Origin of the sequence: Methylobacterium planeticum (genome assembly GCF_008806345.1) — a bacterium.
Lineage (GTDB): Bacteria > Pseudomonadota > Alphaproteobacteria > Rhizobiales > Beijerinckiaceae > Methylobacterium > Methylobacterium planeticum.
The window spans coordinates 70,227-88,410 of record NZ_VZZJ01000005.1; the positions used below are offsets into that span (position 1 = coordinate 70,227).

The 18,184-nt window shown below is 70.8% G+C and carries 12 protein-coding genes; 5 read left to right on the plus strand and 7 right to left on the minus strand.

All coding sequences use genetic code 11. From position 1 onward, the window contains the following. Positions 1–37 precede the first annotated feature (37 nt). Both F6X51_RS07695 and F6X51_RS07700 read left to right on the plus strand, forming a co-directional pair. Positions 38–1,762, plus strand: coding sequence for an L-lactate permease (locus tag F6X51_RS07695; protein WP_150962657.1), 1,725 nt, complete (start codon positions 38–40; stop codon positions 1,760–1,762). Positions 1,763–1,896: 134 nt separating this feature from the next. Next, a complete protein-coding gene (locus tag F6X51_RS07700) occupies positions 1,897–2,442 on the plus strand; it encodes a GNAT family N-acetyltransferase (RefSeq protein WP_150962658.1) in 546 nt (181 codons plus the stop codon). Here the strand turns inward: F6X51_RS07700 and trmFO are convergent, their stop codons facing one another. The 3 genes from trmFO to F6X51_RS07715 form a co-directional block, all read right to left on the minus strand. After that, complete coding sequence (gene trmFO, locus F6X51_RS07705) at positions 2,443–3,867, minus strand: methylenetetrahydrofolate--tRNA-(uracil(54)-C(5))-methyltransferase (FADH(2)-oxidizing) TrmFO (protein ID WP_150962659.1); 1,425 nt, start codon at positions 3,865–3,867, stop codon at positions 2,443–2,445. Between the two features lie 162 nt (positions 3,868–4,029). Further along, positions 4,030–4,176, minus strand: a complete 147-nt coding sequence (locus F6X51_RS07710; protein ID WP_150962660.1) for a DUF1127 domain-containing protein — start codon at positions 4,174–4,176, stop codon at positions 4,030–4,032. Between the two features lie 245 nt (positions 4,177–4,421). Further along, on the minus strand, positions 4,422–5,396 hold the full coding sequence (locus F6X51_RS07715) for a S1C family serine protease (protein ID WP_150962661.1): 975 nt from the start codon (positions 5,394–5,396) through the stop codon (positions 4,422–4,424). A 304-nt stretch (positions 5,397–5,700) separates the two neighbouring features. On the opposite strand from F6X51_RS07715, the gene F6X51_RS28520 reads away from it, so the two are divergent. Together F6X51_RS28520 and F6X51_RS07725 are read left to right on the plus strand one after the other, a co-directional pair. Further along, positions 5,701–6,252 carry a sigma-70 family RNA polymerase sigma factor gene (locus F6X51_RS28520; protein WP_150962662.1) on the plus strand — a complete coding sequence of 184 codons (552 nt, stop codon included), beginning with the start codon at positions 5,701–5,703 and terminating at the stop codon, positions 6,250–6,252. Then, positions 6,249–6,959, plus strand: a complete 711-nt coding sequence (locus F6X51_RS07725) for an anti-sigma factor (protein WP_150962663.1) — start codon at positions 6,249–6,251, stop codon at positions 6,957–6,959. The genes F6X51_RS28520 and F6X51_RS07725 overlap by 4 nt, the downstream gene beginning before the upstream one ends. A 59-nt stretch (positions 6,960–7,018) precedes the next feature. On the opposite strand, the gene F6X51_RS07730 is transcribed toward F6X51_RS07725, so the two are convergent. The 3 genes from F6X51_RS07730 to uvrA form a co-directional block, all read right to left on the minus strand. Continuing rightward, positions 7,019–7,597 (minus strand): fasciclin domain-containing protein, encoded by a 579-nt coding sequence (locus F6X51_RS07730; RefSeq protein WP_191970035.1) that lies wholly within the window; start codon positions 7,595–7,597, stop codon positions 7,019–7,021. A gap of 221 nt (positions 7,598–7,818) precedes the next feature. Next, positions 7,819–8,793, minus strand: a complete 975-nt coding sequence (locus F6X51_RS07735) for a transporter (RefSeq protein ID WP_150962664.1) — start codon at positions 8,791–8,793, stop codon at positions 7,819–7,821. Positions 8,794–9,372: 579 nt separating this feature from the next. Beyond that, positions 9,373–12,555: an excinuclease ABC subunit UvrA gene (gene uvrA / locus F6X51_RS07740; protein WP_150962665.1), complete on the minus strand. Its 3,183-nt coding sequence runs from the start codon at positions 12,553–12,555 to the stop codon at positions 9,373–9,375. A 559-nt stretch (positions 12,556–13,114) separates the two neighbouring features. Here uvrA and F6X51_RS07745 point away from each other — a divergent pair. Continuing rightward, positions 13,115–15,178 (plus strand): methyl-accepting chemotaxis protein, encoded by a 2,064-nt coding sequence (locus F6X51_RS07745; protein ID WP_246696679.1) that lies wholly within the window; start codon positions 13,115–13,117, stop codon positions 15,176–15,178. Between the two features lie 105 nt (positions 15,179–15,283). Here F6X51_RS07745 and F6X51_RS07750 read toward each other — a convergent pair whose 3' ends face one another. Beyond that, positions 15,284–18,082 carry a PAS domain-containing protein gene (locus F6X51_RS07750; protein WP_150962666.1) on the minus strand — a complete coding sequence of 933 codons (2,799 nt, stop codon included), beginning with the start codon at positions 18,080–18,082 and terminating at the stop codon, positions 15,284–15,286. Positions 18,083–18,184 lie beyond the last annotated feature (102 nt).

The window sequence follows — 18,184 nt, forward strand, 5'->3', positions numbered from 1 at the left end:
CGGCCGGAGATCGGGCCCGCGGAGGAGCGCGACGCCCGTGGAAACCTGGAACCAAGTCTACGATCCGTTCGGCAACGCGTGGCTCTCGACGCTCGCGGCCTCGCTACCGGTCATCGCCCTGCTCGGCATGATCGCGAGCGGCAAGGTCAAGGCGCATATCGCCGCCGTCCTGTCCCTTGTCCTGGCCTTCGTGGTCGCGGTCTTCGCCTTCGGAATGCCGGCCGGCCTCGCCACCCGCGCGTCGCTTCTCGGCATGGTGACGGGCTTCTTCCCGATCGGCTGGATCATCCTCAACGTCATCTTCCTCTACCGCCTGACGGTGGAGAAGGGCTGGTTCGCGACGCTGCAGCAATCGGTGGCGGACATCACGCAGGACCGGCGCATCCAGCTCCTGCTCGTCGCCTTCGCGTTCGGCGCCTTCTTCGAGGGCGCCGGCGGCTTCGGCACGCCGGTGGCGGTGACGGGCGCCATCCTGATCGGCCTCGGCTTCTCGCCGCTGGCGGCCTCCGGCCTCTCGCTCATCGCCAATACCGCGCCCGTCGCCTACGGCGCGCTCGGCGCCCCGATCCAGGGCCTCGCCTCGGTCACGGGCTACGATCCCTACATCCTCGGCGCGATGATCGGACGGCAGCTGCCCTTCTTCTCGCTCCTGGTGCCCTTCTGGCTGATCTGGGTGTTCGCGGGCTTCCGCGGCATGCTCCGGGTCTGGCAGCCGATCCTGGTCTGCGGCGCCTCCTTCGCGGCCGCCCAGTTCCTGATCTCGAACTACGTGAACCCCTGGATCGTCGATATCGGCGCATCCCTCGTCTCGATGGGCGCGCTGGTGCTGTTCCTGAAGGTCTGGCAGCCTGCGGAGGTCTGGACCTCCCCGGCCCTGCGCGGGAACGACCCGTCCATCGGCTACGGCGAGCCGCGGCCCGCCTCCGTCGGCGCGGCCGTGCCGGGCGACCTGCCGAAGGTCCCTGTCGGCGGCCGCACCGCCAGCTCCCGCGAGATCCTGTTGGCCTGGGTGCCGTGGATCATCCTCTCGTTGGTCGTGGCAATCTGGGGCACCGGCTGGTTCAAGGGCATCGTGAACCCGCTCTTCACCTGGAAATACGAGGTGCCGGGCCTTCACAACCTGATCATGAAGGTGCCGCCGGTCGAGGCGAAGCCGAAGGCGGAAGCGGCCGTCTTCCTCTTCACCTACATGTCCTACACGGGCACCGGCGTGCTGATCGCGGCGCTGATCTCGGGCCTGATCATGCGCTTCTCGCCGCTGCGCCTGATCACCGCCTATCTCGAGACGATCTGGGTGCTGCGCTACTCGCTCATCACCATCGCGGCGATGCTGGCGCTCGGCGTGCTCACCCGTTACGCCGGCGTCGACGCGACGCTCGGCCTCGCCTTCGCCGGAACCGGCATCCTCTACCCGTTCTTCGGCACCCTGCTCGGCTGGCTCGGCGTCGCGCTGACGGGCTCGGATACGGCCTCCAACGTGCTCTTCGGCGGCCTGCAGAAGATCACCTCGGAGCAGCTCGGCCTGTCCGGCATCCTGATGGCCTCGGCGAACTCGTCGGGCGGCGTGATGGGCAAGATGATCGACGCCCAGTCGATCGTCGTCGCCTCGACCGCCACCGGCTATTTCGGCCAGGAAGGCAAGATCCTGCGCTTCGTGTTCTGGCACTCGATCGCGCTCGCCTGCCTCGTCGGCGGCCTGGTGATGCTGCAGGCCTACGTCTACCCGTTCACCGCCATGGTGATCCACCCGGCCGTCCCGTAGGGGCCCGCGCCGCGCAGCGCCGACGATCGAGCCCGTCCCGGTCCGCCGGGGCGGGTTCTTTCGTGAGCGTGGGATTAACCGGCACTCCGGCGACGTGACTTTTCCCGGCGCGCGCGGACGCCACATCTCGCGGGATGTTCTTCCGTCGCCGCCCCTCGCGAGACAGTCTCGCCGACCTGCCCGGCCTCGAAACCGCGCGACTGCGCATCGCGGGCCTCGCGCCGGGCGATGCCGAGGCCGTGCGGACGCTCACCGACGACCCCGCCATCACGGGGGCGGTCGATTTCCTGCACGCTCCCTTCACCCTCGAGGATGCGCAGGACCTGATCCGCAGCGGTCATCGCGGCAGCGACCGCTTCCTCGGAGCCTGGCTCCGGGAGAGACAAGGCTCGCAGCGGGAGGGATTGGTCGGGGTCGTGGGCACGCATCTGCGCGGCCCGGGCGCGATCGAGATCGGCTACTGGATCGGCGGCGCCGCGCGCGGCCAGGGCTTCGCGTCGGAGGCGGTCGACGGCATCCTGGCGCTCCTGTCGCGCCGCTTCCCGCATCGCCTGATCGTCGCCGAGTGCCGCCCCGGCAACGTCGCCTCCTGGGACCTCCTGCACAAGCTCGGCTTCCGCGAGACCGGCGAGGAAGGCCACCGGCCGGGGCGCCGCCTGTTGGAGTTCAAGCCGGTCTGATCATTCCGCCGCGAGCGGAGAGGGGGTCGTCGCGTCGATCCACCCGGCGAGGTCGGCCCGGGCCCGGTCCGTGATCGCCCGCTTCTTCAGCACCGCCTTCTCGGGCCCGCGCAGCCGCCGCCCGGTCTCGTTGCGCGGAGCCTGGGCGAGGGGCGGGAACAGGCCGAAATTGACGTTCATCGGCTGGAACGAGCGGGGTGCGCCCTGATCCTCGGCCGCGATATGGCCGCCGGTGATGTGGGCGATCAGGGCACCGAGGGCCGTGGTCTGGGGCAGGGGCGGGAGCGTGCGGCCCTCGGCCTCGGCGGCCGCGAACCGCCCGGCCATCAGGCCGATCGCGGCGCTCTCGACATAGCCCTCGCAGCCCGTGATCTGGCCGGCGAAGCGGAGCCGCGGCTCGGCCTTCAGGCGCAGCGTCGCGTCGAGGAGGCGGGGCGAGTCGAGGTAGGTGTTGCGGTGCAGGCCGCCGAGCCGGGCGAATTCCGCGTTCTCAAGCCCCGGGATGGTGCGGAAGATCCGGACCTGCTCGGCATGGCGCAGCTTCGTCTGGAACCCCACCATGTTGTAGAGGGTGCCGAGCGCGTTGTCCTGGCGCAGCTGGACGATGGCGCAGGCCTTCACGGTCGGATCGTGCGGGTTCGTGAGTCCCACGGGCTTCATCGGCCCGTGACGCAGGGTCTCGGGACCGCGCTCGGCCATCACCTCGATCGGCAGGCAGCCGTCGAAATAGGGGGTCGTGGCCTCCCATTCCTTGAAGCTCGCCTTCTCCCCGTCGATCAGCGCCTGGATGAAGGCGTCGTATTGCTCACGGTCGAGGGGACAGTTGATGTAGTCGGCACCGGTGCCGCCCGGCCCGGCCTTGTCGTAGCGGGACTGGAACCAGGCCTTGCCCAGGTCGATCGAGTCCCGGTGGACGATCGGCGCGATGGCATCGAAGAAGGCGAGGGATTGCGTCCCCGTCAGCGCGCCGATCGCGGCCGCGAGCGCCGGGGAGGTGAGGGGACCGGTCGCCACGATGACGCGTTCCCACGCCGCCGGGGGCAGTCCATCGACCTCCTCGCGGGCGAGGGTGACGTTCGGATGCGCCGCGAGCGCCCGCGTCACGCTCTGCGAGAAGTCGTCGCGGTCGACCGCCAGGGCCCCGCCCGCGGGCACCTGATGGGCATCGCCGGCCCGCATGATCAGGGAGCCGAGACTGCGCATCTCCTGGTGCAGCAGGCCCACGGCGTTGCCGTTCGCGTCGTCGGAACGAAAGGAATTCGAGCAGACGAGTTCGGCGAGGCCGTCCGTCTGGTGCGCGTCGGTGCCGCGCCGGGGTCGCATCTCGTGAAGGACGACCGGGTGGCCGCGCTCGGCGAGCTGCCACGCGGCCTCCGAGCCCGCGAGACCGCCGCCGATGACATGGATGGGTGCTGATCCGGACATGCCCCGGCATATCGGATCCGCCGGTTTCAAATCAACGCATGTCGCGGGTCAACGCATGTCTGCGGGGACGCCCAGCCCGGCAGGGGCCGCAAACGAGAACGCCCGCCGAAATCGGCGGGCGCTGGTCTCGCAACGTTCCGAAGCTTGCCCGAAGGCGACCGCTCAGACCGCGTGACCGCGGGCGATGCGGCGGATCTCGCTCCGGCTGATGCCGAGATCGTTGAGATCGCGGTTCGACAGTCGGGAGAGTTCCTGCACCGTCTCGCGGTAGCGGAGATAGTTGCGGATCTTGGACACAAGGAAAGACATGGCGGGTACTCTTCTCTGCGGGGATCGTCGACTTCTTCGGCCGGCGACCTCTTGTTATGTTGCATTGCGATATAGGCGCCTGGCGTCCGCTTCGTCAGAGGCGCGACTGGAGGCCTGCCATGCAGATTCGGCACGTCAGCTCAGGAATTCGACAGAATCTGGCCCTGCACAGGATCAAGGCAGGTCATTTCGGTTCGAATGTCCGAGATGTTTACGGAATTTTGAGAATGCTGCAGCGCACGCGATCAATGCAGCTGGGGACTCATCAGGAAGCGCTCCCGGTCCGCGGAGGTGACCGCGAGCTTGTGGGCCTGCCCGTCCCGCCGGACGGTCAACGGCACCCGGACCCCAGCCTCGCCGAGTGCCCAGATGCGACGGAAGAAATCCGCGAGGTCGGCGACAGGCTCGCCCGCCACGGCTTCCACGATATCGCCGGCACGCAGGTCCGCGTGCTCCGCCGGCCCGTCGTCGGCGAGGCCCATCACCACCACGCCCTCGTCGCTCTCGGTGGCGTAGAGGCCGAGCCAGGGGCGGGCCGGCCGGTTCGGGCGCCCGCGCGCGGTCAGGTCGTCGAGGATCGGACCGAGCAGGTCGATCGGCACCACCATGTTGATCATGCGCCCGCCCGAGGCGCCCCCCTGCTGCAATTGCAGGGAGCCGATTCCCATGAGCTCACCGGTCGGCCCGATCAGGGCCGTGCCACCCCAGTGGGGGTGCGAGGGCGCGGAGAACAGCGCCTCCTCGAGCAGGTATTCCCAATAGCCCGCGAATTCCTGCCGGGCGATGATCTCGGCCGCGACGCTGCGCGTCCGGCCGCCGGCCCCGGCCAGAACGGCCCGATCCCCGACCCCGAGGCTCTCGGAGCGCCCGATCTGCAGGGCCGGAAGTCCGAGGGGCTGCAGGGCCTGGACGAGGCCGAACCCCGTGGCCGCGTCGAACCCGACCACATGGCCGGGCACGGAGCGCCCGTCATGGGTCGTGAGCCAGACCGTCTCGGCTTCCATGATCAGGTAGCCGACGGTGAGGACGAGCCCGTCCGCCCGGATCACGACGCCGTTGCCCGCCCGCTCGGTGCCGAGCGTCTCGGCCGTGAACGCCTCGGGCGGAACCCGCGTGGACAGGGCCACCACCGCGCTCAGCGCGCGGTCGAGGTCGTACGCGTAGTCGCCCGGCTTGGGCTGCACGGAAGCGGGGATCTTCCAGTCGCCGTGCGAGGCCATGGGCATCCGATCCTTCCGGTTGGGGGCGGCCCGCAGCGGCTTGCGAGCGCGTGCCCCATTCTCAGATAGGTCGCCGGCGACGGCCTCGACACCCGGCGCGGCGCAGCGGCGTCCGTCTCGGCACGCGACGCCTGCGCGCCGCCGCCCGCGTGCCGGCAAGCCGTGCGGCAAGGACGCCGGATTGTACGCAGGATCTCGGTGCAATCGGGTCCACAGGGCGCGAAAATGCATTAGGGTGGCGCCCGCCATCACGGCCCCGCAGGAACGGTCAACACCATGTCGCGCAACGAGAAGGTCTGTCCCCTTGCGTGACGATGCGGTCCTGACACGGCTTCTCCGCGACATCGCAGGCCAGGATCAGGCGGCGCTCCGGACCCTCTACGACCTCACCGCCGCGCAACTTTACGGGATCATCCTCCGTATACAGCGCGACCGATCCGCGGCTGAGGACGTCCTCCAGGACGTCTACCTGCGGGTCTGGCAGGCTGCCGGATCCTACACACCGGAAGCGGGCCGACCGCTCTCCTGGCTCTGCGCCATCGCGCGGAACCGCGCGATCGATGTCGTCCGCCGCAAAGGAGAGGTTCAGGGCCCGGTGCACGAGGACGGAGAAGACTGGCTGGAGCGCCTCGCCGATCCGAGCGACAGCGAGACGCGCCTCCTGAGCCGCGACGCGCTCCGGGCCTGCCTCGGGCGGCTCGATCCGGCCCATCGCGATTGCGTGGTGCTGGCCTATTGCCAGGGCTACTCCCGCGAGGAGCTCGCCCAGCGCTATGACCGCCCCGTGAACACCATCAAGACCTGGCTGCACCGCGCGCTGGCGAGCCTCAAGGGCTGCCTGGAGGTGGTCTCGTGAGCGCCGGCGCCGCGGGCCCCGACGACCGCGACCTGCGGGCGGCCGAGTACGTGCTCGGGACGTTGCCCGCGGCGGAGCGAGCGGCCTTCGAACACGAGCGCACCATCGATCCGGTGAGCGCCGCCGCGGTGCGGGCCTGGGAGGACCGCCTCGCCCCCCTCGTTCTGGCGATCCCCGAGGAGCAGCCGAGCCCGCGCGTCTGGGAGGCGATCGTGAGGGCCCTGCCCGGCGGGGCCGCCAACGACAACCGGGTGCGCGACCTCAGCCGGCAGGTCGGCCGCTGGCGCCTCGCAACGGCCGGGGCCGGCCTCGTGGCGGCGGGGCTCGGGTTGTTCGTCGCCCTCGCACCGCGCCTCGCGCCGACCCCGGCGCCGCCAACAGGCGGGCGCTACGTCGCCGTCGTGACGAGCGGCGGAGCCCTGCCGGCCCTCATCGTCAACATCGACACGGCGACCGGCACGGCCTCGGTGCGGCCCGTGAAGGCCGAGGCGCCGGCCGGGCGCAGCCTCCAGCTCTGGTACGTCGGCGCGGGCGAGGCTCCGAAGCCCCTCGGCCTGATCGGCACGGATGCGAGCCGGATCCCGCTGCCCGACGCGGCCCGGACGGGGCAGGGCGTGTTCGCCGTCTCGGTCGAGCCGCCGGGCGGTTCGCCGACCGGCCAGCCCACCGGCCAGGTGATCTACACGGGCCAGCTGATCCGCGACTGAGCACGATCGCGGCACGGAAACGCCCCCGGCTCGGAGAGCCGGGGGCGCGCGGCGGAGCCTCAGGGCTGCAGGACGCCGTTGATCACGTGGATGACGCCGTTCGACTGCATCACGTTGGCGATCGTGACGGTGGCGGTGTTGCCCTTGACGTCGGTCACGTAGATCTTCTTGCCCTTGGCCTGCACGACCAGGGGCTCACCCTGGACCGTCTTGATCTGCGCCTCGCCGCCGCCCTGCTTGACCAGCGCCGTCAGGTCGCGCGCGGTCAGCGCTCCCGGAACCACGTGGTAGGTCAGAATACCCGTGAGCGTCGCCTTGTTCTGCGGCTGAACCAGCGTCTCGACGGTGCCCGGCGGCAGCTTGGCGAAGGCCGCGTTGGTCGGCGCGAAGACCGTGAACGGACCCGGGCCGCTGAGCGTCTCGACGAGACCCGCGGCCTTCACGGCGGCGACCAGCGTGGTGTGGTCCTTCGAGTTGACCGCATTCTCCACGATGGTCTTCGAGGCGTACATCGGCGCTCCGCCGACCATCGGGTTCTTGGCCAGGGCCACGGCGGGCAGGGCCGCGCCGATCGCCATCGCCAGGGCGGCAGCGGCGAACCGGGACGCGCGCGGGCGGCCGTGCAAGGACTTCATCATGGGCGTTACCTCTCGTCTGGCCCCGTCATCGGGGTCACGCCGGCCTCTACGGGGCCGTCCGCGGAAAGGTTTCGCGCAATTGATCGATCGGCACGGCATCCGTGCCGATCGAGCGTCACGGGGCATCGCAAACGAGAGAGCCGCCCGGCCCAGGGGCCGGACGGCTCTCGTCGAAGGATCGGTCCCGGCCTGGATCGCTCCAGGCCGGATGCCGATGGGTCTCAGTACTTGCGGATGAGCGGCGCCGGGACCGGAGCCGGAGCAGCAGCCACCGTGTAGAGCGGCGCGATGATGCGGAACCAGCCATCCGTCGAGTAGTTGTCGCGGGTCCGACCGAACGCCGTGGTGTAGGTGGCGCCGGTGGCGACGTCGCGAGCGATGTAGAACTGCGCCGTGAAGGGTCCGAAGTCGTAGCCGATGAGGCCACCGAGGGCGAAGCGGCCGCGGTTGCCGGCAGCGGCGCTGAACGGGCCGATGTCGAAGTTGACCGTGCCGTAACCGACGGCGCCGATCTCGAACTTGCCGAACTTCTTCGTCGCCGTGAGGTCGATGTTCAGCGAGTCGGAGATGTTGATCGGGCCGATGGCAGCGCCGACCTGACCGGGGAAGCGGCCGGGCGAGTCGTAGATGTTGGCGGTCAGGTTGGCGGTGAGGTTCCAGCCGTCACCGGTGTAGCTGCCGGCGATGCCGAAGCGGTAGGTGTTCGACGCGAGCTGCGGCAGCACGGGGGTGCCGGCGAGGCCGATGCCGAGCGAACCGCGGTCACCGTTCAGGTCGTTCAGGTAGACACCGCCGAGGAGGCTGACGCCGAAGTTGTTGCCGAGGTCGAACGCCCAGATACCGCCGACGAAGGTACCGACGTTGATCGAGATGTCGCGGTTGGCGACGCCGGCCCGGTTACGGGTCCAGGCGAACACGGTCGGGGGAGCGACGAGCAGCTCGATGCGGCCATCGAGGGGCTTCAGCGGGGTCGACCACACCAGCACCGGGATGTTCACGGCCGTATCGGGCGAGAACGGAGCGTCGGTGCGGCGGTAGGTGAAGGTATTCAGTGCGTACACGCCCTCGGGGAGCGGAGCACCGGTGGCGAGACCGACCTGCTCGCCCGGGACCGTGGTCGTCTGAGCAAAGGCGGCCGTCGCCGTCATGCCGACCGAGAGCGCCACCGCGCCTGCGGCGAGCCAGTTCTTCATCATTTTATCTTTCCTTCCCAAGGATTTCAGGCGTCCGCCCCGTAGCCTTGCACACTGCATTGTCGGCCTGCCGTTACAGTCGGCTTCCGTTCCAATGGTGCCAAGCGCCCCCTTACGGCCCCACCTCAAGTCTCAACGTCGAGAACTATTCTACAGACCGCGGCCGAAAGACAGTGGAATGCCTGGCGTTCCGGCACAGAGAACCCAACCGTTGCGCAAAAGCCGCATCTTTTGCGCAGCGCAACACAGGAATTCGTCCCTGTTTCTGGCATTTATCGCTCGATCGGAGGTCGGGCCTTCAGACGCGGGCCGGCAGAATAGCGCAGAATGCTCAAGCTCTTGCCGGTGGGGCCGACCCGGGAGGATTGCGCAATCAGGCCCTGTGGAAAGCGCAACGCGATCCCCGCGGCCGCCGGCCCGGCTGTCCCCACCGGGGCCGGGGACGGGCCGGATCGGAGCCTTCGCCGGGCGTCGGAAGACCCGGCGGGGTCGCGGCCGGTCCGCGATTCGGCGATCGGAGGCCGGGCCAAGGCCCCGAATCGAACGCGCGCCGCCCGTGGCGGCGGGTCACTCGGCGGCGGGTCACTCGGCGGCGGCGCGGCGTCCCATCGGCGGCTCGGCGGCCGGGCGGCGGGAGAGCACGTCGCGCAGGAAGCGACCGGTATGGCTCTCCTTCGACTTGGCGATCTGCTCGGGCGTGCCCTCGGCCACCAGGGTGCCGCCGCCGTCGCCGCCCTCCGGGCCCATGTCGATGACCCAGTCGGCCGTCTTGATGACCTCGAGATTGTGCTCGATCACCACGACGGTGTTGCCCTGGTCGACGAGTTCGTGGAGCACCTCCATGAGCTTGGCGACGTCGTGGAAATGCAGTCCCGTGGTCGGCTCGTCGAGGATGTAGAGGGTCCGCCCGGTCGCCCGCTTGGCGAGCTCCTTCGAGAGCTTCACCCGCTGCGCCTCGCCGCCCGAGAGCGTCGTGGCCTGTTGGCCGACGCGGACGTAGTGCAGGCCGACGCGCGCCAGCGTCTCCATCTTCTCGCGGATCGAGGGCACCGCCTTGAACAGGTCCGCCGCCTCCTCGACCGTCATGTCGAGGACGTCGGCGATCGACCTGCCGCGGTACTTCACCTCCAGGGTCTCGCGGTCGTAGCGCCGCCCCTTGCAGACGTCGCAGGTGACGTAGACGTCGGGCAGGAAGTGCATCTCGATCTTGATGACGCCGTCGCCCGAGCAGGCCTCGCAGCGCCCGCCCTTCACGTTGAACGAGAAGCGCCCGGGCTGGTAGCCCCGCGCCTTGGCCTCGGGCAGGCCCGCGAACCAGTCGCGGATCGGCGTGAAGGCGCCGATATAGGTGGCGGGGTTCGAGCGCGGCGTGCGCCCGATCGGCGACTGGTCGATGTCGATGACCTTGTCGAGGTTCTCGAGCCCCTCGAGGCGCTCGTAGGGAGCGGGGTGCTCGAGGGCGCCGTTCAGCTTCTTGGCCACTGCCTTGTAGAGGGTGTCGATCACCAGGGTCGACTTGCCGCCGCCCGAGACGCCGGTGATGCACGTGAAAGTCCCGAGCGGGATCTCCACCGAGACGTCCCTGAGGTTGTTGCCCCGCGCGCCGACGAGCGTGAGCTTGCCCTTGCGCGCCTTGCGCCGGGCGGTCGGCGTGCGCACGGTCATCTCGCCGGTGAGGTACTTCGCGGTGAGCGAGGCCGGGTTCTTCAGGACTTCCGCGGGGGTCCCCTGCGCGATGATCTCGCCGCCGTGGATGCCGGCACCCGGCCCGACATCGACCACGTAGTCGGCCTGCAGGATCGCGTCCTCGTCGTGCTCGACGACGATCACGGAATTTCCGAGGTCCCGCAGGCGCTTGAGGGTGCCGAGCAGGCGCTCGTTGTCGCGCTGGTGCAGGCCGATCGAGGGCTCGTCGAGCACGTAGAGCACGCCGGTGAGGCCGGAGCCGATCTGCGAGGCGAGGCGGATGCGCTGGCTCTCGCCGCCCGAGAGGGAGCCCGAGCCGCGCGCGAGGGTGAGGTATTCGAGGCCGACATCGACCAGGAAGGTCAGGCGGTCGCGGATCTCCTTGAGGATGCGCACCGCGATCTCGTTCTGCTTCTCGGTCAGCATCGCGGGCAAGTCGGAGAACCAGCGATGCGCGTCCCGCACCGAGAGGGCCGTCACCGCGCCGATATCCTGCATGGCGACCTTGACGGCGAGGGCCTCGGGCTTGAGCCGCTTGCCGCCGCAGGCCTCGCAGGGCGTCTCGCCCATGAAGCGGGCGATCTCGTCGCGGGCGGCGTCGCTCTCGGTCTCCTTGTAGCGGCGCTCGAGGTTCGGGATCACGCCCTCGAACGGCTTGTTGACCTCGTAGGCCCGCATGCCGTCGTTGTAGGCGAAGCGGACCGATTGCGAGCCCGAGCCGTAGAGGATGACGTCGCGGGCAGTCTCCGGCAGCTCGGACCAGGGCACCGTCGCCTTGAAGCCGTAATGCCTGGCGAGGGCGTCGAGGGTCTGCCCGTAATAGGGCGAGGTCGATTTCGCCCAGGGCATGACGGCGCCGCGCCGCAGGCTCAGGGCCGGGTCCGAGATCACGAGGTCGGGGTCGATCCGCATCTCGTGGCCGATGCCGCCACAGGTCGGGCAGGCGCCGAAGGGATTGTTGAAGGAGAATAGCCGCGGCTCGATCTCGGCGATCGTGAAGCCCGAGACCGGGCAGGCGAACCGCGACGAGAAGGTGATGGGCTCGGGCGTCTCCCCGCCCTCGGGGGCGTCCGCGAACTCCACGAGGGCGATGCCGTCGGCGAGCTCCAGCGCCGTCTCGAAGGACTCGGCGAGCCGCGAGCCGATATCGGGGCGCACCACGATGCGGTCGACCACGACGTCGATGTCGTGCTTGAGCTTCTTGTCGAGCTTCGGCACGTCGTCGATCGGGTATTGCTCGCCGTCGATGCGCAGGCGCTGGAAGCCCTTCTTCTGGAACTCGGCGATCTCCTTGCGGTACTCGCCCTTGCGGCCGCGCACCACGGGGGCGAGCAGGTAGAGACGGCTCTTCTCGGGAAGCGCCAGCACCCGGTCGACCATCTGGCTCACCGTCTGGCTCTCGATGGGCAGCCCGGTGGCCGGCGAGTAGGGGATGCCGACACGCGCCCAGAGCAGGCGCATGTAGTCGTAGATCTCCGTGACCGTGCCCACCGTCGATCGGGGGTTCTTGGAGGTGGTCTTCTGCTCGATCGAGATCGCCGGCGAGAGCCCGTCGATCTGGTCGACATCGGGCTTCGACATCATCTCCAGGAACTGGCGGGCATAGGCCGAGAGCGATTCGACGTAGCGGCGCTGGCCCTCGGCGTAGATCGTGTCGAAGGCGAGCGACGACTTGCCCGAGCCGGACAGCCCGGTGAACACCACGAGCTTGTCGCGGGGAATCGTCAGGTCGACGTTCTTGAGATTGTGCTCGCGCGCGCCCCGCACCGAGATCACCCGCCCGTCGCGCACGTTGTCGAAAAGCTTCTCGAGCCGGGCCTCGGCCTCCGCGGACCGCGCCGCCGCCGTCTCGGCCTGTTTGGCAACACCCGTCTTGTTGCCGCTCACCTTGTTGCCGCTCACCTTGCCGTCGCTCACCTTGCCGCCTGCCTTCGCAGGCTTCGCCCCCGCCTGAACGCCCGGCTCGGCTACGGACTTGGCTGCGGGCTTGCCCGCGGACTTGGCTGCGGGCTTGCCCGCGGTCCCGGCAGCGTTGGGGGAGGCGGTCTTCGCGTCGGCTTTGACGTTGGCTTTGGCCATGGGGCGACGGGTCTCTTCAGGTCGTGCGAGGCGGCCCAACGGGCCTGGAGCCGGGGAGCCGAGCGTGCGGAACGCGAGTCGGTGCGAGGCGCCGACCCGGGTCGCAGCGGGCCTTAGCTAGAACAAACGCGGTACACCGGCAACAGAGCCGATCGGATTCCGGGACCCGAACCGGCGAGATAGGGTTCTGGCCCGATGAAGACTGGCCCGATGAAGACTTGGCCGTGCCGCGTTTCCACCATCGGGAGCGCGACGCCGACCTGGGGTTCGGCGGATTTACACACCCCGCCGGGCTCGAAGGCGCCCAGCACGCCGGTGCGAAGTTCGAGCCATGGGGAAACATGCCCTCATGTAAGGCCGCCCGCGTCCGATCCAACCCGGGCCGGCCCATTCGAACCAGAGGGACGATCGGCGCCCGAGGCGGGAACCGGTACCACAACGGCCAAGCCTGCACATTTATTTGTCCATTTGCTTCAATATCAATCATCAAAAATCGTCGAAACCAGTCATTTACGGCGTCCCCTCACCATGCGGCGGTTCTCCGCAATCGAAGATCGGCATGGGCATGAAGTCGGGTGGTTTCGTCGCGTCTCTCCGTGGGCGCATTCTGGCGGTCGCGCTCGCACCCTGCCTCGCCTTCGCGGCGGTCGCGGGTCTCGCGGTCTCCGACCGGATGGTGCAACGGTCGGACATGGCCGAGGTCCAGGGCCTCGTCGGCCTCGCCTCGCAGGTGAGCGCGTTCGTGCAAGAGGCCCAGCGGGAACGCGGCGCCGCCAGCCTGTTCCTCGGCTCGAAGGGCACGCAGTTCCGGGCGGAGCTCGACGCCCAGCGCGCTCGGACGGACGCCGCGCGCGGGCAGCTCGCGGGCGCGGTCTCGGAGGAGGCCGTGGCCAGCTTCGGGCCGGCCTTCGCGCGCCAGGCCGCCCTGTTCCGGGACGGGCTCGCCCGGGTCGAGACCCATCGCAAGGCGATCGACGCGCTTCAGCCGACGCCGCCCCAGAACATGGCGTTCTACACGGGCCTGATCAGCCAGGGCCTCGGCATCGTGCAGGAGATGGCGAAGGTCGCCCGCCACGTGGGGGTCGCCAACCGGATGGCGACCTACGGGGCCTTCCTGTCCCTGAAGGAATTCGCCGGCCAGGAGCGCGCGGCCGCCTCCGCGGCCTTCGCGATGGGCAGCCTCGACCTCGCTGGGCTCGAGCGCCTGACGACCCTCTCGGCCAATCAGGCCACCTACGAGAGCCTGTTCCGCCTGCGGGCCGACCCGGCGCAGGTCGGCGCCTTCGAGGCGAGCGAGGCGGCCGAGGCGGCGCGGGAGGTCGTGCGGCTGCGCAGGCTCGCCCTCGGGACCGTCCCGGGCGAGGCCCTGGCCTTCCGCGACAGCCCCCTCTGGTTCAGGCTCGCCACCCAGCGCATCGACGGCCTCAAGGGCGTCGAGGATCGGCTCACCGGCGACCTGATGCAGGCCGCCGGTGAGATCCGCGCCGCGGCCGACCGCAGCCTCGCCCTGTGGGCCGGGGCCGGCCTTGCCATCTTCCTGCTCTCGGGCGGCCTCGCCTTCGCGCTCGGCACCGCCATCGCCCGTCCGCTCATCCGGATGTCGCGCGCGCTCACGGCGATCGGCCGGGGCGAGAGCGCGGTCGATATCCCGCAGGGCGGCCCCCGCGAGGTGCGGGCCATCGCCGCCGCCGCCATCGATTTCCGCGACAGCGTGAGCGAGCGCCGCCGCATCCGCCTGGAGCAGGAACAGATGGCCGAGCAGAGCGCCGCGGCCCAGCGTGCGGCGGCCCTCGGCCTCGCGGACAGCTTCGAGGCCCGGGTCGGCTGCATCGTCGAGGCAGTCTCGAGCGCGGCGGCCCAGCTGGAAGCCGCGGCCAGCGGGATGGCCCGCGCGGCGGGCGACACGGCCTCGCTCAGCCAGCAGGTCGCCCTCGCCTCCCACGAGGCGGCCCTGTCGGCCGACACGGTCGCGGCCGCCACCGAGGAGCTCTCCGCCTCTGTGCGGGAGATCGGAACCCAGGTCACCGCCTCCGCCGACCTCGCCGCTGCGGCCGAGCGGGACGCCGAGGGGATGGCCGGCGAGGTCAACCGCCTCGCCGCCGCCGCGGGCAGCATCGGCCAGATCGTCGGCCTGATCTCGCACATCGCCGGACAGACGAACCTGCTGGCACTCAACGCCACCATCGAGGCCGCCCGCGCCGGCGAGGCGGGCCGCGGCTTCGCCGTGGTGGCGAGCGAGGTGAAGAACCTCGCGGGCCAGACCGCGCGCGCCACCGACGAGATCGCCGCGAAGGTGGCCGAGATCACGGCCTCGACGCAGACCTCGGTCGCCGCCATCGACGGCATCACGGGGGTGATCCAGCGGCTCGCGCGGATCGGCGGCGACATCGCGGCGGCGGTGGAGGAGCAGGGTGCCGCGACCGGCGAGATCGCCCGGACCACCGCCCAGACCTCGGAGGGGACCCGGGCCGTCTCGGGCCATATCGCGGGCGTCAGCGAGGCCGCCGGCACCGCGAGCGCCGGCTCGGCGCAGATCCTCTGCGCCGCCACAGACCTGTCGGCGCAGGCGCGCGACCTGCGCGGCGAGGTGAGCCGGTTCCTGGCGACCGTCCGGGCCGCCTGAGGGCGCCCCGGCCCGACAGCCCGGCATTCCCGAAGCCGGCCGGCCCGACGGCCGGCGCGGAGCTCCCGCCCCCGCTCGATGCGGCGGGGCGCGGGTCGGGGCCGCTCAATCCGCGGCCTGGAATCCCGCGAGAGGCGCCTCGACCCGGCAGACCACGCCGCCGGGCTCGTAGAGCAGCGCCACCGCGCCGCCGATGGCGCCCGCGAGGCCCCGCTCGATCAGGCGCGAGCCGAAGCCCCGCCGGGCCGGCGGCAGGACGGCGGGACCGCCGTGCTCGGTCCAGGCCATGCGCAGGGTCGGCTCGCCGCCCCCGCCGGCGATCTGCCAATCCACCACGACGCGGCCTTCCGGAACCGAGAGCGCCCCGTACTTCACCGCGTTGGTGGCGAGCTCGTGCATCATCAGGCTGAGCGAGAGCGCCGCCTTGGGGCCGATCTCGATCGTGGGTCCGCCGATGGCGAAGCGTCCGGGCTGGCGGTCGTCGTGAATCGAGAGGGCGCCGGTGATCACCGCGTTGATGTCCGCACTCTCCCGCTCGCCCGTGAGCAGGATGTCGTGCGCCTTGCCGAGGGCGATCAGGCGGGCGGCCAGGGATTCCTTGGCGGTCTCGAAATCGGGGGCGTTGCGGAGCGTCTGCGAGGCGATGGCCTGGACCATCGCGAGGGTGTTCTTGAGCCGGTGGCTGAGCTCGCGGTTGAGGAGGCGCTGCTGGTCCTCCGCCTGGAACCGCCCGAGGGCGTCCCAGGCCCGCTCGGCCACCTCGCGGGCGAAGGCGACCTCCCCGGGCGGCCAGGCGCGCCACTCGGAGGCGTGGGCGAAGAGGATCCCGACGAGCTTACCCCGCTGGATCAGCGGAACCTCGATCAGGGCGCGCACGCGGAGATCGGCGTAGCCGGCCGCATCCGCCGCGAACCGCGGATCCGCCGTGATGTCGGGCAACGCCAGGGTCTCGCCCCGCCGCAACCATCGGGCGGTCGCCGGGAAGTCGGACAGGGGGCGGGGCACGGCGGGCCCCTCGGCCGCGGACGGCGGCCAGATGCCCTCCGGGGTGAATAGGCCGGCCGCCGCATCCACGGAGCGGTAGCCCGCGCGCGTCGCCCGCAGGGTCCGCCCGAGGATCGCGCCCGCGGCGCTCAGCATGGCGCCGCGGTCGGGCGCGTCCCGCAGGGCGTCGCCCAGCTCGATCAGGGCGCGCTGACGCTCCTCGGCCAGCCGTTCCTGCGTGATGTCCTCGATCATCGCCGTCGTCTGGATCGCGTCGCCGAGTACCTGCGAGACGAGGTTGACCCGCCCCCAGATCAAGCGCCCGTCCGCCCGCCGGTAGCGCTTCTCCAGCGTCTCCTGCATGATCTCGCCGTTGGCGAGGCGCCGGTGCAGCGCATCGCGCGCCTCCGCATCCTCCTCCGGCGTCCACTTCGCCACCGACTGCCCGAGGATGTCCTCCGCCGGCGCCCCCCAGATCTCGCAGAGCTTGGCGTTGACCCGGAGCGCTTTGAGGCTGCGCGGGTCGAGCTGGACGATGCCGAGATTCGCGCCCTCGAAGACGGCCCGGAACTGCGCCCCTGCCTGGTTGCGCTCGGTGACGTCGAGGAGCGCGCCGATCATGCGCAGGGGCGTACCGGCCCCGTCGCGCACCATGTAGCCGCGGTCGAGCACCTCCGCGAAGCTCCCGTCCGCCCGCGCGAAGCGGTACTCGTGGCGCCACTCGCTCGCCCGGCCCTCGACCACCCGGCGGATGTCGTCGTCCACCTGCGCCCGGTCGTCGGGATGGACGCGGGCGATCCACCACGCCCCCGTCGGCTCGACCTGCTCGGGCCGCCAGCCATAGGCGGCCTGAAGCGCCTCGTTCCAGACCATCGTGCCGGTGCTGAGATCCCAATCCCAGATCGCGTCGTTCGTCGCCCGGGTGACGAGGCGGTAGCGGTCCTGGATCGCCCGCAGGGCCAGGTCGGATTCCTTGCGGCCGGTGAGGTCGCGCAGGGTGCAGACGAGGCGGGCGGCGCGCCCGCCCGCCACCACGCGGCGCCCGCGCGCGCTTAGCCAGCGCCGCGCGCCGTCGGGGGACTGGATCCGGAACTCGCTCGCGAACGAACCGGCGCCCTGCGGGTCGACGCAGGCCTCGATCTCGGCGAGGACGCGGGCGCGATCCTCCGGGTGGAGGCGCGGCAGGAAGCTGTCCGCGAAGCTCACGGGCTCGTCGGGACCGGCGCCGAACAGGGCGCGGGTGCGCCCGTCCCACTCGAGCCTGTCCGCCACGAGGTCGTAGTCGAACACGCCGAGATCCGTCGCCTCGATGGCGAGGCGCATCAGGAGCGCGGTCTCGCCGAGGCGGACCGCGCTGGCGTCCCGGACCTCCTGCGCCTCCTGCCGCTGCACGATGTCCGCATCGCGCCGGAACACCGTGCGGCGCAGTTCCATCAGCGCCATGATCTGACGGGCGAGGGCGGCGAGGCCCGCCGCCTGCCCCGGGGGCAGGCCCTCCGGGCGCGGGGCCACGTCGAGGACGCACAGGGTCCCGAGGCCGACGCCGTCGGGCGTGTCGAGGCGGACGCCCGCGTAGAAGCGCAGGCCCTCGGGACCCGTGACGAGGGGGTTGTCGCGGGTGCGCGGATCGGCCGTCAGGTCGGCAATGACGAGGAGGCCGGGTGCCGCGAGGGCGTGGGCGCAGATCGAGCAGGCGAGCCCGGTCTCGGCGGCGGCGAATCCGACCCTGGCCTTGAACCATTGCCGGTCCGCGGCGACGAAGCTCACCAGGGCGACCGGCGCCGCGCAGAGCTCGCTCGCGACCAGCACCACGTCGTCGAAGCCCACCTCCGGCGCCGTGTCCAGAATGCCGTAGCTGGCCAGGACGGAGACTCGCTCGCCCGTGGCATCCGTCTCTGCGCTGGCCGTGGGTTCGGTCATCGTCTCGGGCGGCGGCGTTTCTCGGAAGGCGAGCGCGGTGAACCGGCGGCCCGCCCGTTCAGCTGCGCGACCCGCGTCGGCTCCGCGCGGCGGGCGCGGCGC